At 70.8% G+C, this 21,146-nt stretch carries 22 protein-coding genes; 9 read left to right on the top strand and 13 right to left on the bottom strand.

Annotation, left to right across the window (positions count from 1 at the left end):
- Positions 1–22: 22 nt before the first annotated feature.
- Both AMK29_RS00545 and AMK29_RS00550 read right to left on the bottom strand, forming a co-directional pair.
- The gene (locus tag AMK29_RS00545; RefSeq protein WP_073806603.1) at positions 23–586 is read right to left on the bottom strand and encodes a TetR/AcrR family transcriptional regulator; all 564 of its coding nucleotides are present in this window, start codon (positions 584–586) and stop codon (positions 23–25) included.
- Positions 586–906 carry a DMT family transporter gene (locus AMK29_RS00550; protein WP_073806604.1) on the bottom strand — a complete coding sequence of 107 codons (321 nt, stop codon included), beginning with the start codon at positions 904–906 and terminating at the stop codon, positions 586–588. The genes AMK29_RS00545 and AMK29_RS00550 overlap by 1 nt, the downstream gene beginning before the upstream one ends.
- 63 nt (positions 907–969) lie before the next feature.
- Here AMK29_RS00550 and AMK29_RS00555 point away from each other — a divergent pair, with 63 nt between their 5' ends.
- Positions 970–2,010, top strand: coding sequence for an oxidoreductase (locus AMK29_RS00555; protein ID WP_073806605.1), 1,041 nt, complete (start codon positions 970–972; stop codon positions 2,008–2,010).
- An 89-nt stretch (positions 2,011–2,099) separates the two neighbouring features.
- Here the strand turns inward: AMK29_RS00555 and AMK29_RS00560 are convergent, their stop codons facing one another.
- From AMK29_RS00560 to AMK29_RS00595, 8 genes are all read right to left on the bottom strand, one after another.
- On the bottom strand, positions 2,100–2,438 hold the full coding sequence (locus AMK29_RS00560; protein ID WP_017238620.1) for a metal-sulfur cluster assembly factor: 339 nt from the start codon (positions 2,436–2,438) through the stop codon (positions 2,100–2,102).
- Complete coding sequence (gene sufU / locus AMK29_RS00565) at positions 2,435–2,905, bottom strand: Fe-S cluster assembly sulfur transfer protein SufU (protein WP_073806606.1); 471 nt, start codon at positions 2,903–2,905, stop codon at positions 2,435–2,437. Before sufU ends, AMK29_RS00560 begins: the two co-directional genes overlap by 4 nt.
- Before the next feature lie 9 nt (positions 2,906–2,914).
- On the bottom strand, positions 2,915–4,183 hold the full coding sequence (locus AMK29_RS00570; RefSeq protein WP_030322528.1) for a cysteine desulfurase: 1,269 nt from the start codon (positions 4,181–4,183) through the stop codon (positions 2,915–2,917).
- Complete coding sequence (gene sufC, locus AMK29_RS00575; protein WP_073806607.1) at positions 4,180–4,944, bottom strand: Fe-S cluster assembly ATPase SufC; 765 nt, start codon at positions 4,942–4,944, stop codon at positions 4,180–4,182. The genes AMK29_RS00570 and sufC overlap by 4 nt, the downstream gene beginning before the upstream one ends.
- 7 nt (positions 4,945–4,951) lie before the next feature.
- Positions 4,952–5,269, bottom strand: coding sequence for a bifunctional 3-phenylpropionate/cinnamic acid dioxygenase ferredoxin subunit (locus AMK29_RS00580; RefSeq protein WP_030692512.1), 318 nt, complete (start codon positions 5,267–5,269; stop codon positions 4,952–4,954).
- The gene (gene sufD, locus AMK29_RS00585) at positions 5,269–6,450 is read right to left on the bottom strand and encodes a Fe-S cluster assembly protein SufD (RefSeq protein ID WP_073806608.1); all 1,182 of its coding nucleotides are present in this window, start codon (positions 6,448–6,450) and stop codon (positions 5,269–5,271) included. The genes AMK29_RS00580 and sufD overlap by 1 nt, the downstream gene beginning before the upstream one ends.
- 69 nt (positions 6,451–6,519) lie before the next feature.
- Positions 6,520–7,935 carry a Fe-S cluster assembly protein SufB gene (gene sufB / locus AMK29_RS00590; RefSeq protein ID WP_056561066.1) on the bottom strand — a complete coding sequence of 472 codons (1,416 nt, stop codon included), beginning with the start codon at positions 7,933–7,935 and terminating at the stop codon, positions 6,520–6,522.
- Complete coding sequence (locus AMK29_RS00595) at positions 7,932–8,657, bottom strand: helix-turn-helix transcriptional regulator (protein ID WP_073806609.1); 726 nt, start codon at positions 8,655–8,657, stop codon at positions 7,932–7,934. Before AMK29_RS00595 ends, sufB begins: the two co-directional genes overlap by 4 nt.
- A gap of 191 nt (positions 8,658–8,848) precedes the next feature.
- Here AMK29_RS00595 and AMK29_RS00600 point away from each other — a divergent pair, with 191 nt between their 5' ends.
- The 3 genes from AMK29_RS00600 (at position 8,849) to AMK29_RS00610 (ending at position 11,597) form a co-directional block, all read left to right on the top strand.
- Complete coding sequence (locus AMK29_RS00600) at positions 8,849–9,790, top strand: ABC transporter ATP-binding protein (RefSeq protein WP_073806610.1); 942 nt, start codon at positions 8,849–8,851, stop codon at positions 9,788–9,790.
- Positions 9,787–10,554, top strand: a complete 768-nt coding sequence (locus AMK29_RS00605) for an ABC transporter permease (protein WP_073806611.1) — start codon at positions 9,787–9,789, stop codon at positions 10,552–10,554. The genes AMK29_RS00600 and AMK29_RS00605 overlap by 4 nt, the downstream gene beginning before the upstream one ends.
- Before the next feature lie 74 nt (positions 10,555–10,628).
- A complete protein-coding gene (locus tag AMK29_RS00610; protein ID WP_198942159.1) occupies positions 10,629–11,597 on the top strand; it encodes a COX15/CtaA family protein in 969 nt (322 codons plus the stop codon).
- A gap of 48 nt (positions 11,598–11,645) precedes the next feature.
- Here AMK29_RS00610 and AMK29_RS00615 read toward each other — a convergent pair whose 3' ends face one another.
- The 3 genes from AMK29_RS00615 to AMK29_RS00625 all read right to left on the bottom strand — a co-directional run bounded on the left by AMK29_RS00615 (position 11,646) and on the right by AMK29_RS00625 (position 14,206).
- A complete protein-coding gene (locus AMK29_RS00615; RefSeq protein ID WP_073806613.1) occupies positions 11,646–12,746 on the bottom strand; it encodes an amidohydrolase family protein in 1,101 nt (366 codons plus the stop codon).
- Positions 12,747–12,821: 75 nt separating this feature from the next.
- A complete protein-coding gene (locus tag AMK29_RS00620) occupies positions 12,822–13,142 on the bottom strand; it encodes a hypothetical protein (protein WP_073806614.1) in 321 nt (106 codons plus the stop codon).
- A gap of 116 nt (positions 13,143–13,258) precedes the next feature.
- Positions 13,259–14,206, bottom strand: a complete 948-nt coding sequence (locus AMK29_RS00625) for a heme o synthase (protein ID WP_073806615.1) — start codon at positions 14,204–14,206, stop codon at positions 13,259–13,261.
- A gap of 314 nt (positions 14,207–14,520) precedes the next feature.
- Here AMK29_RS00625 and tkt point away from each other — a divergent pair, with 314 nt between their 5' ends.
- Genes tkt through pgl form a run of 5 tightly spaced genes read left to right on the top strand, consistent with a single transcriptional unit; the run spans position 14,521 to position 21,133 of the window.
- Complete coding sequence (tkt, locus tag AMK29_RS00630; RefSeq protein ID WP_073806616.1) at positions 14,521–16,608, top strand: transketolase; 2,088 nt, start codon at positions 14,521–14,523, stop codon at positions 16,606–16,608.
- Between the two features lie 36 nt (positions 16,609–16,644).
- On the top strand, positions 16,645–17,763 hold the full coding sequence (gene tal, locus AMK29_RS00635; RefSeq protein WP_073806617.1) for a transaldolase: 1,119 nt from the start codon (positions 16,645–16,647) through the stop codon (positions 17,761–17,763).
- Positions 17,764–17,769: 6 nt separating this feature from the next.
- Complete coding sequence (zwf, locus tag AMK29_RS00640) at positions 17,770–19,302, top strand: glucose-6-phosphate dehydrogenase (protein WP_073806618.1); 1,533 nt, start codon at positions 17,770–17,772, stop codon at positions 19,300–19,302.
- The gene (gene opcA / locus AMK29_RS00645; protein WP_073806619.1) at positions 19,299–20,354 is read left to right on the top strand and encodes a glucose-6-phosphate dehydrogenase assembly protein OpcA; all 1,056 of its coding nucleotides are present in this window, start codon (positions 19,299–19,301) and stop codon (positions 20,352–20,354) included. Before zwf ends, opcA begins: the two co-directional genes overlap by 4 nt.
- The gene (gene pgl / locus AMK29_RS00650; RefSeq protein WP_073806620.1) at positions 20,351–21,133 is read left to right on the top strand and encodes a 6-phosphogluconolactonase; all 783 of its coding nucleotides are present in this window, start codon (positions 20,351–20,353) and stop codon (positions 21,131–21,133) included. The genes opcA and pgl overlap by 4 nt, the downstream gene beginning before the upstream one ends.
- Positions 21,134–21,146 lie beyond the last annotated feature (13 nt).

The following is a 21,146-nucleotide window of genomic DNA, read 5'->3' on the forward strand; positions in this document are numbered from 1 at the left end:
ACCGCACGGCGCACCCGTGCGCCTACAGAGGCGTGCCGTCCCCCGGCACCAGCACCCGCGTCAGCATCACGCGCGCGTGCTCCTCGTCGTACGAGCCGCCGGTGAGCAGGACCTGGAGGCAGAGGCCGTCCATGAGGGCGACCAGGGCGCGGGCGGTGGCGGGGTCGGTGCGGTGGGACAGCGCGGCGACGACGGACTCGGTCCATTCGGCGGCGACCGGGCGGAGCGCGGGGCGGCGCAGGGCGGCGAGGTAGAGCTCGTACTCCAGCTCCACGCGGGCGCGTTCGCCGCCCATCCACTCCCCCAGGAGCCGGGCGAGCGCGGCCCCGAGGTCGGCGTCGCGCGCGGCGAGGGCGGGGCTCTCGCGGAGCATCCGCCCGAGGCCCTCGTCGGTCTTGCGGAGCGCGGCGACGAGGAGTTCGTCGAGGGAGGCGAAGTGGTACGTGGTCGAGCCGAGCGGCACGTCCGCCTCGGCGGCCACCGTGCGGTGGCTCAGCCCGGCGATCCCGGACCGGCCGACCACCCGGAGGGCCGCGTCGACGATCCGCTCCCGCCGTTCGGGGTCGTGGCGGCGCGGGCGGCCCATCAGTGCGCGCCGCCGAGGTTGAGGACGGCGACCCCGGCGACGATGAGGACGATCCCGGCGACCTTGGCGAGGCTGAGGGTCTCGCCGAGGAAGAGGATGCCGATGGTGGCGACGGCGGCGGTGCCGACCCCGGACCAGATGGCGTACGCGGTGCCGACCTGGAGCGTCTTGAGCGCCTGCGCGAGGAGCGCGAAGGCGACCAGGTAGCCGACGCCCGTGACGATCGAGGGCCAGAGCTTGGTGAAGCCCTCGCTGTACTTCATCGAGGTGGTGGCGAGAATCTCCGCCGCGATGGCGCCCGCCAGCAGTCCGTATCCCATGCGTACAAGCGTACACAGCACTGTGTACGACCGTACACAACAGCTACCGATACGGTGTCCCGCATGACGTACCCCCCTGGCCCGCCGCCCTACGGCTACGGCTATCCGCCACCGCCTCCGAGACCCGGGGTCATACCCCTGGCGCCGCTCACCCTCGGCTCCATCCTCGGCGGCGCCTTCAGCGCCCTCGGCCGGCACTGGAAGCAACTGCTCGGTGTCACCGCCGCCGTCTACGGCACGGCGCTCCTGTTCGTGGGAGCGTCGATCGGCATCGCGTACGCCGCCGTCGGCGACCTCCTCCCCGCCGTGTTCGACCTGCCGCCCGGCCAGGAGCCGCGCTGGGACGACGCCCAGCCGCTGATCGTCGCCTTCGTCCTCGTCTGGATCGGCGGCCTGATCGCGATCCTCTGCGCCAACGCCGTGATGGCCGCGGCCTGCCCGGCCGTGATCCAGGAGGCCGTCCTCGGCCGCCGGATCACCTTCGGCACCCTCTGGCGCCGCGCCTGGGCCCGGATGCCGGCCGTCCTCGGCGCGGTGATCCTGTCGAGCCTGCCGATGCTGCTCATGGCCGCGGTGTTCGCGGCGACGTTCATCGCCCTGCTGGCCAACCTCGGCGGCGGCCCGGTGTCCCTGGTGCTCACGGCCTTCGTCGGCGCGGGGCTCGCCGCTCTGCCCCTCACCCCCCTCGTGCTCTGGCTCTGGGTGAAGTTCAGCCTGGCCCCGGCGGCGGCGGTGATGGAGGGTCAGGGCGTGATCGCCTCGATGCGCCGCTCCTCGGCCCTGATCCGCGGCTTCTGGTGGCGCTCCTTCGGCGTCCTCCTGCTGATCGGACTGATGACCACCATCGCCGGCTGGGTGATCCAGCAGATCCTCTCCCTGCTGATGTCGGCGCCGATAGCAGCCCTCGACTTCACCGCCGACGACGGGGCGGCCGTGATCGCCGCCTTCGCGGTGCTCTTCGCGTTCCTGCTCGTCGGACAGCTCGTCAGCCAGCTGGTCGTCTCGGTCTTCCCCCCGCTGGTGGCGGCCCTGCTCTACGTCGACCTGCGCATCCGCAAGGAGAACCTGGCTCCGGAGCTCGCCCGGGCCTCCGGCCTCCTCTGAGGGCGCCGGAGGACACGCGCACGCTCACCGATCGCGTACGCGAAACGGCCGTGCCCCCAGGGGCACGGCCGTTCCCACGTCGTCGTGGATCAGACGTTGAAGCCGAGCGCGCGGAGCTGCTCGCGGCCGTCGTCCGTGATCTTGTCCGGACCCCACGGGGGCATCCAGACCCAGTTGATCTTGAGCTCGTTGACGATGCCGTCCGTCGCGGACTTCGCCTGGTCCTCGATCACATCGGTCAGCGGACAGGCCGCCGACGTCAGGGTCATGTCCAGCGTCGCGACGTTCGAGTCGTCGATGTGGATGCCGTAGATCAGGCCCAGGTTGACCACGTCGATGCCCAGCTCGGGGTCGACGACGTCGTACAGCGCCTCGCGGACTTCTTCCTCGGAGGCCGGCTTCATCGTGGCCTCGGCGTTCTCGGTCATGCCGACTTCCTCACAGACTTGTCGGAGTCTCCCAGCGCCTGGGCGGTCGCGTCCTTCCACGCCATCCAGCTGAGCAGCGCGCACTTCACACGGGCCGGGTACTTGGAGACTCCGGCGAACGCGACCGCGTCCTCCAGGATCTCCTCCATCGCGTCGTCGGGCTCGATCTGGCCCTTGGACTGCATCAGCTCCAGGAAGGTGCCCTGGATCTTCTGCGCCTCGGCCAGCTCCTTGCCGACGAGCAGCTCGTTGAGGACGGAGGCCGAGGCCTGGCTGATGGAACAGCCCTGGCCCTCGTACGACACGTCCTCGATCCGCGAGCCGTCGTACTTCACGCGGAGCGTGATCTCGTCGCCGCACGTCGGGTTGACGTGGTGCACCTCGGCGTCGCCGTCCCGAAGACCGCGCCCGTGGGGGTGCTTGTAGTGGTCCAGGATGACGTCCTGGTACATCGAATCCAGCTTCACGAGAATCCCCTACCCGAAGAAGTTCCGTACGTGCTCCAGACCAGCGACCAGGGCGTCGACCTCGGCCGGGGTGGAGTACAGATAGAACGACGCTCGCGTCGTCGCGGGAATTCCGTACCGCAGGCAGACCGGCCGCGCGCAGTGGTGACCGACCCGGACCGCGATGCCCTCTTCGTCGAGGACCTGGCCCACGTCGTGCGGGTGGATGTCGCCGAGCGTGAAGGAGATCGCGGCGCCGCGGTCCTCGGCCGTGGTGGGGCCGATGATCCGCAGGTCCGGGACCTCCTGGAGGCGTCGGACGGCGTACTCGGTGATCGCGTGCTCGTGGCGCGCGATGTTCTCCATGCCGATCGCCGACAGGTAGTCCACGGCCGCGCCGAGGCCGACGGCCTGGGCGATCGGGGGCGTACCCGCCTCGAACTTGTGCGGGGCCGGCGCGTACGTCGAGGAGTGCATCGAGACGGTCTCGATCATCTCGCCGCCGCCGAGGAAGGGCGGCAGGTCCTCCAGGAGCTCCTGCCGTCCCCACAGCACGCCGATGCCGGTCGGGCCGCACATCTTGTGGCCGGTGAAGGCCACGAAGTCGGCCTGGAGCGCCTGCACGTCCAGGACCATGTGCGGGGCCGCCTGCGAGGCGTCGATGCAGACGAGCGCACCGACCTCCTGGGCGCGGCGGATGATCGTCTCGACCGGGTTGACCGTGCCCAGCAGGTTCGAGACCAGCGTGAACGAGACGATCTTGGTCTTCTCGGTGATGACCTCTTCGATGTTCGAGAGGTCGAGACGGCCGTCGTCGGTGAGGCCGAACCACTTCAGCTTCGCGCCCGTGCGCTGCGAGAGCAGCTGCCACGGCACGATGTTGGAGTGGTGCTCCATCTCCGTGATGGCGATCTCGGTCTCGTGGTCCACGCGGTAGGGCTCGTCGGCCCAGCCCAGCATGTTGGCCACCAGGTTGAGCGACTCCGAGGCGTTCTTGGTGAAGATCACCTCGTCGCGGCTCGGGGCGTTGATGAAGGCCGCGACCTTGTCACGGGCGCCTTCGTACAGCGCCGTCGCCTCCTCGGCGACCGTGTAGACGCCGCGGTGGACGTTGGCGTTGTGACGCTCGTAGTACGTGTTGAGCGCGTCGAGGACCTGCCGCGGCTTCTGCGAGGTCGCCGCGGAGTCGAGGTACACGATCTTCTTGCCGTCGTGGACCACGCGATCCAGGAGCGGGAAGTCCTTGCGGATCGCCTCGGTGTCGAGGAGGCCGGAGAGCCCCTGATGGGCAGAAGTCACGCGGATGCGCCACCCTTCACGTACTTGTCGTAGCCCTCGTTCTCCAGCACGTCGGCGAGCTCGGCGCCGCCGGACTCGGCGATGCGGCCGTTCGCGAAGACGTGCACGAAGTCGGGCTTGATGTAGCGCAGGATGCGCGTGTAGTGGGTGATCAGCAGCGTGCCGACCTCGCCGGTCTCGCGGACGCGGTTGACGCCCTCGGAGACGACGCGCAGGGCGTCGACGTCGAGGCCGGAGTCGGTCTCGTCGAGGATCGCGATCTTCGGCTTGAGGAGCTCCAGCTGGAGGATCTCGTGGCGCTTCTTCTCACCGCCGGAGAAGCCCTCGTTGACGTTGCGCTCGGCGAAGGCCGGGTCCATCTGGAGCTGCTCCATCGCGGACTTGACCTCCTTCACCCAGGTGCGCAGCTTGGGGGCCTCGCCGCGGACGGCGGTGGCGGAGGTGCGCAGGAAGTTGGAGACCGAGACACCGGGGACCTCGACCGGGTACTGCATGGCCAGGAAGACGCCGGCGCGGGCGCGCTCGTCGACCGACATCTCCAGGACGTCCTCGCCGTCGAGGGTGACGGTGCCGCCGGTGACCGTGTACTTCGGGTGGCCGGCGAGCGAGTACGCCAGGGTCGACTTGCCGGAGCCGTTGGGGCCCATGACGGCGTGGGTCTCGCCCTGCTTGATGGTCAGGTCGACACCCTTGAGGATCTCCCGGGGGCCGTTCTCGGCCTCGACGGAGACGTGCAGGTCGTGGATTTCAAGCGTTGCCATGGGTGACTCAGGACTCCTGGGTGACGGAGACGAGCACATCGTCCCCTTCGATCTTTACGGGGTATACGGGGACGGGGCGCGTCGCGGGAAGGCCGGAGGGCTTGCCGGTGCGGAGGTCGAAGCTGGACCCGTGCAGCCAGCACTCGATGGCGCAGTCCTCGACCTCGCCCTCCGAGAGGGAGACGTTCGCGTGCGAGCAGATGTCGTTGATCGCGTACACCTCGCCCTCGGTGTGGACGACCGACACCGGCGTGCCGTCGACCTCGACCCGCTTCGGGGTGTCGGCCTCCAGCTCGCTCAGTGCGCAGACTCGGACGAAGGCCATCAGACGGAGGCCTCCAGCTCGGCCTCGATCTTGGCGAGAAGGCGCTCCTGGACGTCCGGCAGACCGATCTGCTGGACCAGCTCGGCGAAGAAGCCGCGGACGACGAGGCGACGGGCCTCGATCTGCGGGATACCGCGGGACATCAGGTAGAAGAGCTGCTCGTCGTCGAAGCGACCGGTGGCCGAGGCGTGACCGGCGCCGGCGATCTCGCCGGTCTCGATCTCCAGGTTCGGCACGGAGTCGACCCGGGCGCCGTCCGTGAGGACCAGGTTCCGGTTGAGCTCGTACGTGTCGGTGCCCTCGGCCGCGGCCTGGATGAGCACGTCACCGATCCAGACGGCGTGCGCGCCCTGGCCCTGCAGCGCGCCCTTGTACGCCACGTTGGACTTGCAGTGCGGGGTGTTGTGGTCGACCAGGAGGCGGTGCTCCTGGTGCTGGCCGGCGTCGGTGAAGTAGAGGCCGAAGAGCTCGGCCTCGCCGCCGGGGGCCGCGTACGCCACGCGCGGGTGGATGCGGACGACGTCGCCGCCGAAGGTGACGACGACCGACTTGAAGGAGGCGTCGCGGCCGACCAGGGCGTTGTGCTGGGCGACGTGGACGGCCTTCTCGTCCCAGTCCTGGACGGAGACGACGGTCAGCTTGGCGCCGTCACCGAGGACGTAGTCGACGTTGGCGGCGAGCACCGCGTCACCGGTGTGGTCGATGACCACGACGGCCTCGGCGAAGGCGCCGAGCTCGATCACCTGGTGGCCGAAGGCGACCCCGCCCTGGCCGTGCACCGCGATGCGGATCGGCTCGGTGAGGACGGTCTCCTTGGCGACGGTGACGACCGAGGCCTTCTCGAAGGAGGAGTACGCCTGGGCGGCGACGCGGTCGACGGGCGTGCCGGCCTTGCCGAGGCGCTCGTCGTCGCGGCCGACGGTCTCCACGGTGACGCCCTCGGGGGCTTCGATCTCGACCTTGACGCCCTCGCCGGAGGCGACGGCGGTGCCGTCGTGGAGGCCGCGCAGGCGCTCGAGCGGCGTGAACCGCCACTCCTCCTCGCGGCCGTGCGGGACGGGGAAGTCCGCGACGTCGAAGGACGGGGGCGCGCTCATGCGCGTGGCGACGGTGGACTCGGCGGCCACCGCGATCGAGCCGGCGGTGGTGGAACCCGCCGGGATGTTCTGAGCCTCAGCCATGGCTGTCGTGTTGCTCTCTTCCTACGTAACTACGCAAAGACCAGGGGGGTACGGACGGCGGGGCGGCGATCAGCCGACCGCACCCTCCATCTGCAGCTCGATCAGCCGGTTGAGCTCCAGGGCGTACTCCATCGGGAGTTCCTTGGCGATGGGCTCGACGAAGCCGCGGACGATCATCGCCATGGCCTCGAACTCGGTGAGGCCGCGGCTCATCAGGTAGAAGAGCTGGTCCTCGGAGACCTTGGAGACGGTGGCCTCGTGGCCCATGGAGACGTCGTCCTCGCGCACGTCCACGTAGGGGTACGTGTCGGAGCGGGAGATCGTGTCGACGAGCAGCGCGTCGCAGAGCACGTTGGACTTGGCGCCCGGGGCACCCTCGCCGATCTCGATGAGACCGCGGTAGGAGGTGCGGCCGCCGCCTCGCGCCACCGACTTGGAGACGATGTTGGAGGAGGTGTTCGGGGCCATGTGGACCATCTTGGCGCCGGCGTCCTGGTGCTGGCCCTCGCCCGCGAAGGCGATGGACAGGGTCTCGCCCTTGGCGTGCTCGCCCATCAGGTAGACGGCCGGGTACTTCATGGTGACCTTGGAGCCGATGTTGCCGTCGACCCACTCCATGGTGGCGCCCTCGTAGGCGACGGCGCGCTTGGTCACCAGGTTGTAGACGTTGTTCGACCAGTTCTGGATGGTCGTGTAGCGGCAGCGGCCGCCCTTCTTGACGATGATCTCGACGACGGCGCTGTGCAGCGAGTCCGAGGAGTAGATCGGGGCGGTGCAGCCCTCGACGTAGTGGACGTAGGCGTCCTCGTCGACGATGATCAGCGTCCGCTCGAACTGGCCCATGTTCTCCGTGTTGATACGGAAGTAGGCCTGGAGCGGGATCTCGACGTGCACGCCCTTCGGCACGTAGATGAACGAGCCGCCGGACCACACGGCCGTGTTCAGGGAGGCGAACTTGTTGTCGCCGACCGGGATGACGGTGCCGAAGTACTCGCGGAAGAGCTCCTCGTGCTCCTTCAGCGCGGTGTCGGTGTCGACGAAGATGACGCCCTGCTCCTCCAGGTCCTCGCGGATCTGGTGGTAGACGACCTCGGACTCGTACTGGGCGGCGACACCGGCGACGAGGCGCTGCTTCTCGGCCTCGGGGATGCCGAGCTTGTCGTACGTGTTCTTGATGTCCTCCGGCAGGTCCTCCCAGGACTCGGCCTGCTTCTCGGTGGACCGCACGAAGTACTTGATGTTGTCGAAGTCGATGCCGGAGAGGTCGGAGCCCCAGGTCGGCATGGGCTTCTTGCCGAAGAGCCGCAGACCCTTGAGACGCAGCTTCAGCATCCACTCGGGCTCGTTCTTCTTCGAGGAGATGTCGCGGACGACGTCCTCGTTGAGGCCACGCTTGGCGGTGGCACCGGCCGTGTCGGAGTCGGCCCAGCCGTACTCGTACCGACCCAGGCCCTCAAGCTCGGGGTGGCTGATCTCGGTGGTCATGCGGGGTTCCTCCCGGCGGTACTGGCGGATGCTGATGGGGTGGCCTGTGGGGCGCTGTGCGGGATGAACGTGGTGCAGACGCCGTCACCATGCGCGATGGTGGCCAGGCGCTGGACGTGTGTTCCCAGGAGGCGGGAGAAGAACTCCGTCTCCGCCTCGCACAGCTGTGGGTACTGCTCGGCGACGTGGGCGACCGGGCAGTGGTGCTGGCAGAGCTGCTCGCCGACCGGCGCGTTCCGCGCAGTGGCAGCGTACCCGTCCGCCGTCAGGGCCTTGGCGAGCGCCTCGGTCCGCTGCGCGGGCTCGGCCGCCTCCACGGCTTCGCGGTAGGCGTCGCCCTGGGCCTCGATCCGGTCGCGGGCGAAGGCCGCGACGGCCGCCTCCCCGCCGGCGTTCCGCTCGATCCAGCGGAGCGCCTCGACGGCGAGGGAGTCGTACGACTGGTCGAAGGCGTCCCGGCCGCAGTCGGTGAGCGCGAAGACCTTCGCGGGGCGACCGCGGGCCCGGGTCCCGTAGACCCGCTTCTCCCGGGCTTCGACGACATTGTCGGCGACCAGCGAGTCGAGGTGGCGGCGGACGGCCGCCTGGGTGAGGCGGAGCCGCCCGGCCAGATCGGCGACGGTCGACGGCCCGTGGTCCAGGATCGACCGCGCGACCCGGTTGCGTGTGGAACGCTCACGGGTCGCGAGTTCCTCCACAGGAGCCGCGCCAACGTTTTTCACAACGCCATTGTTGCGTAATTAATCTCGGACTGACAAGCGGCGTCCACGGCGTGGGCGGTGCCGTGCGTCACTCAGGTAAGGCTTACCTGACCTGCGGAAACGATCATTCGTAGGACGAATGAGCCCACCTCAGGGGCCCCGCGCCCGCCCCGCGCCCGGGGGTCCCCCGAGCCCTCTCTAGACTTCCGGACATGCGCGGCAAGTCCACCACGAGTGAGTCCGTCGTCCAGGTCCGCGGCCTGGTCAAGCGGTACGGAAGCAGAACCGCCGTCGACGGCCTCGACCTCGACGTGCGCGCGGGCACCGTCACCGCCGTCCTCGGACCCAACGGGGCGGGCAAGACCACCACCGTCGAGACCTGCGAGGGCTACCGCAGACCCGACGCCGGCACCGTCCGCGTCCTCGGCCTCGACCCGATCGCCGACGCGGCGGCCCTCCGCCCCCGGATCGGCGTCATGCTCCAGTCCGGCGGCGTCTACTCCGGCGCGCGGGCCGACGAGATGCTCCGCCACATGGCGAAGCTGCACGCCCACCCCCTGGACGTGGACGCCCTGATCGAGCGGCTCGGCCTCGGCTCCTGCGGCCGTACGACCTACCGGCGCCTCTCCGGCGGCCAGCAGCAGCGCCTCGCGCTCGCCATGGCCGTCGTCGGCCGCCCCGAGCTCGTCTTCCTCGACGAGCCGACCGCCGGTCTCGACCCGCAGGCCCGCCGCGCCACCTGGGAGCTGGTGCGAGAGCTGCGCGCCGACGGGGTGACCGTGGTCCTCACCACGCACTTCATGCAGGAGGCCGAGGAGCTCGCGGACGACGTCGCCATCGTCGACGCCGGCCGGGTCGCCGCCCAGGGCAGCCCCGAGGAGCTGTGCCGGGGCGGGGCCGAGAACACCCTGCGCTTCACCGGACGCCCCGGACTCGACCTGGGCTCCCTGCTCAAGGCCCTGCCGGACGGCACGGCCGCGGCGGAGCCGCTCCCCGGCACGTACCGGATCACCGGCGCCGTCGACCCGCAGCTGCTCGCCACCGTCACCACCTGGTGCGCCCGGCACGGCGTCATGCCCGACGGCCTCTCCGTCGAGCGCCACACCCTCGAAGACGTCTTCCTGGAACTGACGGGCAAGGAGCTCCGGTCGTGAGTGCAGGCACCTTCTCCCCCCGGCCCGGCGCCGCCCCCGTCGGCCGCATGATCGCGGCGCAGGCGGCCCTGGAGACCCGGATGCTGCTGCGCAACGGCGAGCAGCTCCTGCTCACGGTGATCATCCCGTCGCTGCTCCTGGTCCTCTTCTCCACGGTCGACATCATCGACACGGGCGCGGACCAGGCCGTCGACTTCCTCGCCCCGGGCGTGCTCGCGCTCGCCGTCCTGTCGACCGCCTTCACCGGCCAGGCCATCGCCACCGGTTTCGAGCGGCGGTACGGGGTGCTGAAGCGCCTCGGCGCCTCACCGCTCCCCCGCTGGGCCCTGATGACGGCCAAGACGCTCGCCGTCCTGGTCACCGAGGTGCTCCAGGTCGCGCTCCTGACGGCGATCGCGCTGGCGCTCGGCTGGAACCCGCACGGCGACCCGCTGTCCGTCCTGGTGCTGCTGGTCCTCGGCACGGCCGCCTTCTCCGGCCTGGGCCTGCTGATGGCGGGCACGCTGCGGGCGGAGGCCACCCTGGCCGCCGCCAACCTGGTCTTCCTCCTGCTCCTGGTGGGCGGCGGGGTCATCGTCCCGCTGGAGAAGTTCCCGGACGCGGCCCGCTCGGTCCTGGAGCTGCTGCCGGTCTCGGCCCTCTCCGACGGCCTGCGCTCCGTCCTCCAGGACGGCGCGGCGATGCCCTGGGGCGACGCGCTCACCCTGGCCGTCTGGGCGGTCCTCGGGCTCGGAGCCGCGGCGAAGTTCTTCCGCTGGGAGTAGCCGAAGCGGTTCAGAGGGTGATGTTTCACGACAACCCACCCCCTCGTGAAAGCGTGCACAAGCCCCCGCCTACGATGGGGCCCGTGCTGAACCCCCTCGCCTTCATCGCCAGGCGCTGGACCCCGTCCCCCGGGACGCTCCGGCGCGCCGCGCTCTCCGCCGTCGTGATGAGCGTCCTCATCATCGTCACGGGTGGCGCGGTCCGGCTGACCGGTTCCGGTCTCGGCTGCGACACCTGGCCCAAGTGCACCGACGACAGCCTCTTCGCCACACCCGAGCAGGGCCTCCACGGCGCCATCGAGTTCGGCAACCGGATGCTCACGTACGTGCTGTCGGCGGCCGTCGGCTGGGCCATCGTCGCGGCCCGCTCGACCAAGCCCCGGCGGCGCGGCCTCACCCGGCTCGGCTGGCTCCAGTTCTGGATCGTGATGAGCAACGCCGTCCTCGGCGGCATCACGGTGTGGATGGGCCTCAACCCGTGGACGGTGGCCGGCCACTTCCTCGCCGCGAACGCCCTGCTCACGGTCGCCGTCATCACCTGGCAGCGGACCGGCGAGGGCGACACCGCCCCCCGCCCCCGCGTACCCCGCCCGGTGCGGAAGCTGTCCTGGGCGATCATGATCGTCTCCGCCCTCCTGATCGCGCTCGGCACGGCTGTGACCGGCTCCGGCAAGCACGCCGGCGACAGCAGTGACGTCCCGCGCATGCCCTGGGACTGGACGAACGCCGCGCACGTCCACGCCATCGCCGCCTGGGTCGTCTGCGCCCTGGCGCTCGCGATGTGGCTGGTCCTGCGCGTGGTCGACGCCCCGCTCGACACCCGGGCCCGCGCCCGTGACCTGCTGGTCGTGCTGCTCGCGCAGGGCGGCATCGGCTACGTCCAGTACTTCACCGGGGTCCCGGAGCTCCTGGTCGCCGCCCATATGCTCGGCTCCTCGCTGATGTGGATCGCGGTGCTGCGGCTCGCCCTGAGCCTGCGCGAGCGGCCCCTGCCGACCGCCGACATCCCGGCGCCGTCCGAGCCGGTGCCGGCGAGGGCCTGACGCGGCGGACCTCCGGCTCCCGCTCCCGCGCCCCCACACCTCCCGGGTCTACCGGCTCCCCGCGAGCCGGTAGACCCGGCGCGCGTTGTCCCCGGCGATCATCGCGGCGACCCGCTGGGCGTCCGTACGGGACCAGGCGCCGTCCATGACCCACTCGCCGAGCACCCGCGTGACGGCGGCGCGGAAGACGCTGGCGGCCACCACGTGCAGTTCGGGCAGGCCGTGGGCGCCGCTGGAGAACAGCAGCTTGCCGAACGGCGCCCGCTCCAGGACCTCGGCGAGGACGGCCGCCGCCCGCGCCCCCGTGTGCGCGAGGACGGGGCCCAGGTCCGCGTACACGTGCGCGTGCGCGCCGGTCAGCCGGGCGGCGGCGCGGTGGTACGGGTAGGAGTGCAGCAGCACCAGGTCGGCGCCGAGGCCCGCGGTGGCGGCGGCGAAGGCGGCGACCGGGGCCGGGTCCCGGTCCCCGGTGTGCAGCTGGAGGGGGCGTCCGGCGGTGACCGCGATCCAGAGCAGATGGCGCAGCAGGACGGGGTCGGTGAGCCGGCCGCCTGCCGGGCGCCGGGCGAGCCAGCGTCCCGTCGCCCCCCGCACCTCCCCGGGCCCCGGCGGTTCGGGCGCGTACGCGAGCCCTTGGCGCACCCCGGCGACGGAGGCGAAGGCCACGGCGTGGACGGCGGCCCCGTGGACGGCCTCGGCGAGGTTGGCGAGGAAGCCCTCGACCGTGCCCGAGGTGTCGGCGACCTGTTCGGCGAGGCGTTCGAGCCGGACGATCTCGTGGGCCTCGGCCGCGCCGGTGACGGCGATCTCGGCCGGCCCGGTCAGGTCCTCGGGGAGCCCGGTGTCCACCAGGTACGTGGAGATCCCGGAGGAGCGCAGGAGGCGGCGGCCCGCCTCGGCGGCGCCGAGCTCACGGCGGCGGGCGAGGTAGCGGGCCGGCGGGCAGTGGGGTTCGAGGCCGAGGAGCGGCGGGCACCAGCGGCGCACGGCGAAGCCGGTCTGGGTGTCGAAGAAGGTGGTGCCCGCGGCGGGCAGCGTGGTGCTTCCGCCGAGCTGGGCGCCGAGGCGGGCCTCGAAGGTGCCGAGGCCGAGCTCCGTACGGAGCACCCCGTGGCAGTACTGGTCCACCAGGCTCGGCGTGTCGATCATCTCGGGGGGCTCCCTGTGTGGACGTGTCGCGTCTCCACACGTCCTAACGGGTGAGCCCCGCGCGAGGTTGTTGCCTCAGCCGTTGGAGGGGCCGCCGATCTGGATGCCGGCCATCCGGCTCCACTCGTACGGTCCGGTGACGACCTTGGCGGCGATCTCGCCGTCGAACTCCTCGTGGAGGGTCAGGCCGGCCTTCTCGGCGGCCTGCCGCGCGATCGCGTACGTCGGCGCGACGAGGTCGCCCCAGCCGCCGTCGGTGCCGACGAGGACGATCCGGGTGCCCGCCTGGCCGATGTGCGCGAGGTGTCCCTCGGAGCCGCCGTGCTCCTTGGAGAAGGCCTGGATCTCCTTGGCGAGCTTGGCCGCCTTGCGCTCTTCCTGCTTCGTTTCTGCCATGCCATCGATGCTACCGACGCGTAGATCGACTGACGACGGCCGGGTCACGTGGCCTATCCCACGTGACCCGGCCGCCGGCCGAGCAGATCAGATGAGCGGAGGACGCACCGGTGGCGTCAGCGGAGGAAGGGGTCCACCGCGACCGCCACGAAGAGCAGCGAGACATAGGTGATGGACCAGTGGAAGAGGCGCATCTCCTTGAGCTTCGCGCCCGTCGCGCCGGCCTTGGCGCGGTTGAGGAGCGCGTGCGCCTCCCAGAGCCACCAGCCGCCGGTGAGCAGGGCCACGGCCAGGTAGAACCAGCCCGTGTATCCCAGCGGGGTGAGCAGCAGCGAGACCGCGACCATCACCCAGCTGTAGAGGACGATCTGCTTGGCGACGACCTTGTTCGAGGCGAGGACGGGGAGCATGGGCACGCCCGCGCGCGCGTAGTCGTCCTTCACCTTCATCGACAGCGGCCAGTAGTGCGGCGGCGTCCAGAAGAAGATGACGAGGAAGAGGATGACCGCGGCCCAGGACATCGAGTTCGTGACGGCGGACCAGCCGATGAGCACCGGCAGGCAGCCGGCGATCCCGCCCCAGACGATGTTCTGCGCGGTGCGCCGCTTCAGGATCATCGTGTAGATCACGACGTAGAAGAGGAGCGCGCCGAGCGAGAGCGCGGCGGAGAGCCAGTTGACGAGCAGGCCGAACCAGAGCGTGGAGACCACGGCGAGGGTGAGGCCGAAGACCAGGCCCTCGCGCGGCGTCAGGACGCCGGTGACCAGCGGACGCTGGGACGTGCGGTCCATCAGCGCGTCGATGTCGCGGTCGATGTACATGTTCAGGGCGTTTGCGCCGCCCGCTGAGAGGTAGCCGCCGAAGCAGGTGGCGAGCACCAGCCACAGGTCGGGCACACCCTGCTCGGCGAGGAACATCACCGGGACGGTCGTGATGAGCAGCAGTTCGATGATCCGCGGCTTGGTCAGCGCCACGTATGCCTTGACGCGGGCCCCGAACGGCCGATGGCCCCCCGGGCTGGGAGTCAAGACGACCCCTGCGGGTCGGGACTCGACGGCCGTCACGCACACCCCTGACAGAGAAATTCCCAGCAAGCTCCCCGGATGAAGGCGGGGTGAAGCTTGCGCGTACCACGCCACTGTAGACGTTGCCCAGACACCGATCTTCGCGGGGGTGGGGTCGTGTTGAGGGGGTGTGTCCCAAGGCGTGGACACGCTCCGGGAGGCGAACTCACACGGGCGGCGGCAGTCTTGCCGTATCCGCTCATCTGAGGGGCATGCACACGAAAAGAGGGAGGTTCCGGCGGGGGTAGGCTCGACACCGCCGGTACACCCTCAGTCACCGGCTTCAGACATGTGGAGAGGAGCCCTGACCCAGGGTGAGCACTAAGCCGACCACCACAGACCTCGAGTGGACCGAGTTGGACCAGCGGGCCGTCGACACCGCCCGCATCCTGGCCGCGGACGCCGTACAGAAGGTCGGCAACGGCCATCCTGGTACGGCGATGAGCCTGGCGCCCGCCGCGTACACCCTCTTCCAGAAGGTGATGCGGCACGACCCGGCCGACCCCGAGTGGGTCGGACGCGACCGGTTCGTCCTCTCCGCCGGCCACTCGTCCCTGACCCTCTACACCCAGCTGTACCTGGGTGGCTTCGGTCTCGAGCTGGACGACCTGAAGTCCTTCCGCACCTGGGGTTCGAAGACCCCCGGGCACCCGGAGTACGGTCACACCGCCGCCGTCGAGACGACCACCGGCCCGCTGGGCCAGGGTGTCGCCAACGCCGTGGGCATGGCGATGGCCGCCCGCTACGAGCGCGGCCTGTTCGACCCGGAGGCCGCCACCGGCGCCTCCCCGTTCGACCACCACGTCTACGTGATCGCCGGTGACGGCTGCCTCCAGGAGGGCATCTCCGCCGAGGCCTCCTCCCTCGCGGGCCACCAGAAGCTCGGCAACCTGATCCTGCTGTGGGACGACAACCACATCTCGATCGAGGGCGACACCGAGACGGCCGTGTCCGAGGACACGATGAAGCGGTACGAGGCGTACGGCTGGCACGTCCAGCGCGTCGAGCCGCAGGCCAACGGCGACCTGGACCCGGCCGCGCTGTACGCGGCGATCAGGGCCGCCGAGGCCGAGACCGAGCGTCCGTCGTTCATCGCGATGCGCTCGATCATCGCCTGGCCCGCGCCGAACGCGCAGAACACCGAGGCCGCGCACGGCTCGGCGCTCGGCGACGAGGAGATCGCGGCCACCAAGCGCGTCCTCGGCTTCGACCCGGAGCAGACCTTCGAGGTCTCCGACGAGGTCATCGCGCACACCCGTTCGCTCGGCGACCGCGGCCGCGAGGCCCGCGGCGCGTGGGAGAAGTCGCTCGCCGAGTGGCGTACGGCCAACCCGGAGCGTGCCGCCGAGTTCGACCGCATCCAGGCCAACGAGCTGCCGGCCGGCTGGGCCGAGAAGCTCCCGGTCTTCGAGCCGGGCAAGGGTGTCGCCACCCGTGCCGCCTCGGGCCAGGTCCTCAAGGCGCTCGGTGCGGTCATCCCGGAGCTGTGGGGCGGCTCGGCCGACCTCGCCGGCTCCAACAACACGACGATCGACAAGGACTCGTCGTTCCTGCCCGAGGGCAACCCGCTGCCGGAGGCCGACAAGTACGGCCGCACGATCCACTTCGGCATCCGCGAGCACTCCATGGCCGCGGAGATGAACGGCATCGCGCTGCACGGCAACACGCGCGTCTACGGCGGCACCTTCCTGGTGTTCTCCGACTACATGCGCAACGCCGTGCGCCTGTCCGCGCTGATGCACCTGCCCGTGACGTACGTCTGGACGCACGACTCGATCGGTCTGGGCGAGGACGGCCCGACGCACCAGCCGGTGGAGCACCTCGCGTCGCTGCGCGCGATCCCCGGTCTGAACGTGGTCCGTCCCGCCGACGCCAACGAGACGGCCATCGCCTGGCGCGAGATCATGCAGCGCCACACCAAGGTCTTCGGCAAGGGCGCCCCGCACGGTCTGGCGCTCACCCGCCAGGGCGTGCCGACGTACGCGCCGAACGAGGACACCGTCAAGGGCGGCTACGTGCTCTTCGACGCCGAGAACGGCGAGCCGGAGGTCGTGCTGATCGCGACCGGCTCCGAGGTGCACCTGGCCGTCGAGGCCCGTGAGCAGCTCCAGGCCGCCGGCGTCCCGACCCGGGTGGTCTCGATGCCGTCCGTGGAGTGGTTCGAGGAGCAGGACCAGGCGTACAAGGACTCCGTCCTGCCGCCGTCGGTCCGGGCCCGGGTCGCGGTCGAGGCCGGCATCGGTCTCACCTGGCACCGGTACGTCGGGGACGCCGGCCGGATCGTCTCGCTCGAGCACTTCGGTGCCTCGGCGGACGCGAAGGTCCTGTTCCGCGAGTTCGGGTTCACGCCGGAGGCCATCGTCGCCGCCGCGCGGGAATCGATCGACGCCGCCGCGCGCTGACGCCCATACGTACGACTTATTGGAGATGCAACTCTCATGACAGACGCTCTCAAGCGCCTCTCCGACGAAGGCGTCGCGATCTGGCTGGACGACCTCTCGCGCCAGCGGATCACGTCCGGCAACCTGGCCGAGCTCCTCGACCAGAGCCACGTGGTCGGCGTGACCACGAACCCGTCGATCTTCCAGAAGGCGATCTCCGAGGGGCACGGCTACGACCAGCAGCTGGCCGACCTCGCCGCCCGCAAGGTGACCGTCGACGAGGCCATCCGCATGATCACGACGGCGGACGTCCGTGACGCCGCCGACATCCTGCGGCCGGTCTTCGACGCGACCGACGGCCAGGACGGCCGGGTCTCCATCGAGGTCGACCCCCGTCTCGCCCACGAGACCACCGCCACCATCGCGGAGGCCAAGCAGCTGGCTTGGCTCGTGGACCGCCCCAACACGCTCATCAAGATCCCGGCCACCCAGGCGGGTCTGCCGGCGATCACCGAGGTCATCGGCCTCGGCATCAGCGTCAACGTGACGCTGATCTTCTCGCTCGAGCGCTACCGCGCGGTCATGGACGCCTACCTGGCGGGTCTGGAGAAGGCCCGCGAGCGCGGCCTCGACCTCTCCAAGATCCACTCGGTGGCGTCCTTCTTCGTGTCCCGCGTGGACTCCGAGATCGACAAGCGCCTGGACGGCATCGGCACCGACGAGGCCAAGGCCCTCAAGGGCAAGGCCGCCCTGGCCAACGCGCGTCTGGCGTACGAGGCGTACGAGGAGGTCTTCTCCTCGGAGCGCTGGGCCGCCCTCGACAAGGCGCAGGCCAACAAGCAGCGTCCGCTGTGGGCCTCGACCGGCGTCAAGGACCCGGCGTACAAGGACACCCTGTACGTGGTGGACCTGGTCGCCCCCGGCACGGTCAACACCATGCCGGAGGCCACCCTGGAGGCCACCGCCGACCACGGCGAGGTCACGGGTGACACCGTGCGCGGCACGTACGAGCAGTCGCGCGCCGAGCTGGCGGCCGTCGAGAAGCTGGGCATCGGCTACGACGAGGTCGTCCAGCTCCTGGAGGACGAGGGCGTCCAGAAGTTCGAGGCGTCCTGGAACGACCTGCTCAAGTCCACCGAGGCAGAGCTGAAGCGCCTCGCACCTTCGGAGGCGTAAGCAACTGTGAGCGCAGTCCACGGAGCCAACCCGCTCCGTGACGCCGCAGACCGACGGCTCCCGCGTATCGCGGGGCCGTCGGGCCTGGTGATTTTCGGCGTCACGGGCGATTTGTCCCGGAAGAAGCTGATGCCTGCCGTCTACGACCTGGCCAACCGCGGCCTGCTGCCGCCGGGCTTCTCGCTCATCGGCTTCGCGCGCCGCGAGTGGCAGGACGAGGACTTCGCGCAGGAGGTCCACGACGCCGTCGAGCAGCACGCCCGCACCCCGTTCCGCGAGGAGGTGTGGCAGCAGCTGATCCAGGGGATGCGTTTCGTCCAGGGCGACTTCGACGACGACGAGGCCTTCGAGCAGCTGAAGTCCACCATCGAGGAGCTGGACAAGGCGCAGGGCACCGGCGGCAACTTCGCCTTCTACCTGTCGGTCCCGCCGAAGTTCTTCCCCAAGGTCGTCCAGCAGCTCAAGAAGCACGGGCTCGCCGACCAGAAGAACGGCTCCTGGCGCCGCGCGGTCATCGAGAAGCCCTTCGGGCACGACCTGGTCTCCGCCAAGGAGCTCAACGAGGTCGTCCACGAGGTCTTCCCGCCGCACGAGGTCTTCCGGATCGACCACTACCTCGGCAAGGAGACCGTCCAGAACATCCTGGCGCTCCGCTTCGCCAACACCCTCTTCGAGCCGATCTGGAACCGGTCGTACGTCGACCACGTGCAGATCACCATGGCCGAGGACATCGGCATCGGCGGCCGCGCCGGCTACTACGACGGCATCGGCGCCGCCCGTGACGTCATCCAGAACCACCTGCTGCAGCTGCTCGCGCTGACCGCGATGGAGGAGCCCGCCTCCTTCGACGCCGACGCGCTCGCCGCCGAGAAGACCAAGGTCCTCGGCGCCGTGAAGCTCCCCACGGACCTGGGCAGGACCACGGTCCGCGGCCAGTACGCGGCCGGGTGGCAGGGCGGCGCCAAGGCCGTCGGCTACCTCGAGGAAGACGGTATCGACCCCCAGTCGAAGACCGACACCTACGCGGCCGTGAAGCTGGAGATCGACAACCGCCGCTGGGCGGGCGTCCCCTTCTACCTGCGGACGGGCAAGCGGCTCGGCCGCCGCGTCACCGAGATCGCGGTCGTCTTCCAGCGCGCCCCGCACTCCCCCTTCGACCACACCGCGACCGAGGAGCTCGGCCGCAACGCCATCGTCATCCGGGTCCAGCCGGACGAGGGCGTGACGGTGCGGTTCGGCTCCAAGGTGCCCGGCACCCAGATGGAGATCCGGGACGTGTCGATGGACTTCGCGTACGGCGAGTCCTTCACGGAGTCCAGCCCCGAGGCGTACGAGCGGCTCATCCTCGACGTCCTGCTCGGCGACTCGAACCTCTTCCCGCGCGTCGAGGAGGTCGAGCTGTCCTGGAAGATCCTCGACCCGATCGAGCAGTTCTGGGACAAGCACGGCAAGCCCGCGCAGTACCAGTCCGGGACCTGGGGTCCGGTCGAGGCGGACGAGATGCTCGCACGAGACGGACGGAGCTGGCGCCGGCCATGAAGACCGACCTGACGGACACCACGTCCTCCAAGATCAACAAGGCGCTGGTGCTCGGGCGGCGGGCGATCGGTACGCCGGCCGTCGGCATGGTACTCACCCTCGTCATCGTCACCGACGAGGAGAACGCCTACGACGCGCTGAAGGCGGCGAACGAGGCATCCCGCGAGCACCCCTCGCGGACCCTCGTCGTCATCAAGCGGGTCTCGCGCTCGCCGCGGGACCGCTCCAAGGCACGACTCGACGCCGAGGTCCGCCTCGGCGCCGACGCGAGCACCGGCGAGACGGTGGTGCTCCGGCTGTACGGCGAGGTCGGCGACCACGCCCAGTCGGTGGTACTGCCGCTGCTCCTCCCGGACGCCCCCGTCGTCGTCTGGTGGCCGGTGAACGCGCCGACCGACCCGGCGAACGACCCGCTGGGCGCCCTCGCCCAGCGCCGGGTGACCGACACCTACGCCGCCGAGCAGCCCATCCACGAGCTGACCGCGCGCGCGGACGCCTACACCCCGGGCGACACGGACCTCTCGTGGACCCGGATCACCCCGTGGCGCTCCATGCTCGCCGCCGCGCTCGACCAGGTCGTGTGCGAGGTCACCTCCGCCGAGGTGGAGGGCGAGGAGTTCAACCCGAGCGTCGAACTGCTCGCGATGTGGCTGGCGGACCGGCTGAAGGTGCCGGTGCGGCGCGCCACGTCGACGGGCCCCGGTCTCACCTCCGTACGGATGGAGACCAGCTCCGGCCCGATCGTGCTCGACCGGCCGGACGGCTCGCTCGCGACGCTCTCCATAGAGGGACAGCCCGATCGCGCCGTGGCGCTCAAGCGCCGCGACACGGCCGAGCTGATCGCCGAGGAGCTGCGCCGGCTCGACCCGGACGACACCTACGCGACGGCGCTCAAGTTCGGCATCGAACGGCTGGACGAGCAGGCCGCCGTCACCGCTCCCGCCCCGGCGCCCGAGCCGGAGGCCGCCCCGGCCCCGGAGGCAGCCCCCGCGGAGCCGGCGGCGAAGCCCGCCGCGAAGAAGGCACCGGCCAAGAAGGCGGCGGCCAAGTGAGCACCCCTCAGCTGGTCGTCCACCGTGACAAGGAGCTGATGGCGCAGGCGGCCGCGGCCCGGCTGATCACCCGGATCGTGGACGCCCAGGCCTCCCGTGGCACGGCCTCGGTGGTGCTCACCGGCGGCCGCAACGGCAACGGCCTGCTCGCGGCGCTCGGTTCGGCGCCCGCGCGGGACGCGATCGACTGGTCGCGGCTCGACCTGTGGTGGGGCGACGAGCGCTTCCTGCCCGAGGGAGACCCCGAGCGGAACGTGACCCAGGCGCGGGAGGCACTGCTCGACGCGGTGCCGCTCGACCCGGCCCGGGTCCACGCCATGCCGGCCTCGGACGGCCCGCACGGCGGTGACGTCGACGCCGCGGCCGGCGCGTACGCGGCGGAACTGGCCGCCGCGGCGGGTCCCGGCGACCACGCCGGGGTGCCGACCTTCGACGTGCTGATGCTGGGCGTCGGCCCGGACACCCACGTGGCCTCGCTCTTCCCCGAGCTGCCGGCGGTCCGCGAGACCGAGCGGACGGTGGTCGGTGTGCACGGCGCGCCCAAGCCGCCGCCGCTGCGGGTCTCGCTGACCCTTCCGGCGATCCGGGCGGCGAAGGAGGTCTGGCTGCTCGCGGCCGGTGAGGACAAGGCGAAGGCCGCGGCGATCGCGCTGTCGGGCGCGGGCGAGGTCCAGGCCCCGGCGGCGGGGGCCTACGGCCGCTCGCGGACGCTGTGGCTGCTCGACGCGGCGGCCGCCTCGGAGCTGCCGCGGAGCCTGTACCCGCCGGCTTCGGCCTGACGCCCGCGCACGG

The sequence above is a fragment of the Streptomyces sp. CB02261 genome, assembly GCF_001905665.1.
GTDB lineage: Bacteria > Actinomycetota > Actinomycetes > Streptomycetales > Streptomycetaceae > Streptomyces.

What these genes read in the sequence shown, in the direction of transcription:
- AMK29_RS00545 (WP_073806603.1), bottom strand. Translation starts at nt 586, where the DNA reads ATGGGCCGCCCGCGCCGCCACGACCCCGAACGGCGGGAGCGGATCGTC.
- AMK29_RS00550 (WP_073806604.1), bottom strand. Translation starts at nt 906, where the DNA reads ATGGGATACGGACTGCTGGCGGGCGCCATCGCGGCGGAGATTCTCGCC.
- AMK29_RS00555 (WP_073806605.1), top strand. Translation starts at nt 970, where the DNA reads ATGACGTACCCCCCTGGCCCGCCGCCCTACGGCTACGGCTATCCGCCA.
- AMK29_RS00560 (WP_017238620.1), bottom strand. Translation starts at nt 2,438, where the DNA reads ATGACCGAGAACGCCGAGGCCACGATGAAGCCGGCCTCCGAGGAAGAA.
- sufC (WP_073806607.1), bottom strand. Translation starts at nt 4,944, where the DNA reads ATGGCAACGCTTGAAATCCACGACCTGCACGTCTCCGTCGAGGCCGAG.
- AMK29_RS00580 (WP_030692512.1), bottom strand. Translation starts at nt 5,269, where the DNA reads ATGGCCTTCGTCCGAGTCTGCGCACTGAGCGAGCTGGAGGCCGACACC.
- sufD (WP_073806608.1), bottom strand. Translation starts at nt 6,450, where the DNA reads ATGGCTGAGGCTCAGAACATCCCGGCGGGTTCCACCACCGCCGGCTCG.
- sufB (WP_056561066.1), bottom strand. Translation starts at nt 7,935, where the DNA reads ATGACCACCGAGATCAGCCACCCCGAGCTTGAGGGCCTGGGTCGGTAC.
- AMK29_RS00600 (WP_073806610.1), top strand. Translation starts at nt 8,849, where the DNA reads ATGCGCGGCAAGTCCACCACGAGTGAGTCCGTCGTCCAGGTCCGCGGC.
- AMK29_RS00610 (WP_198942159.1), top strand. Translation starts at nt 10,629, where the DNA reads ATGGGGCCCGTGCTGAACCCCCTCGCCTTCATCGCCAGGCGCTGGACC.
- AMK29_RS00615 (WP_073806613.1), bottom strand. Translation starts at nt 12,746, where the DNA reads ATGATCGACACGCCGAGCCTGGTGGACCAGTACTGCCACGGGGTGCTC.
- AMK29_RS00620 (WP_073806614.1), bottom strand. Translation starts at nt 13,142, where the DNA reads ATGGCAGAAACGAAGCAGGAAGAGCGCAAGGCGGCCAAGCTCGCCAAG.
- tal (WP_073806617.1), top strand. Translation starts at nt 16,645, where the DNA reads ATGACAGACGCTCTCAAGCGCCTCTCCGACGAAGGCGTCGCGATCTGG.
- opcA (WP_073806619.1), top strand. Translation starts at nt 19,299, where the DNA reads ATGAAGACCGACCTGACGGACACCACGTCCTCCAAGATCAACAAGGCG.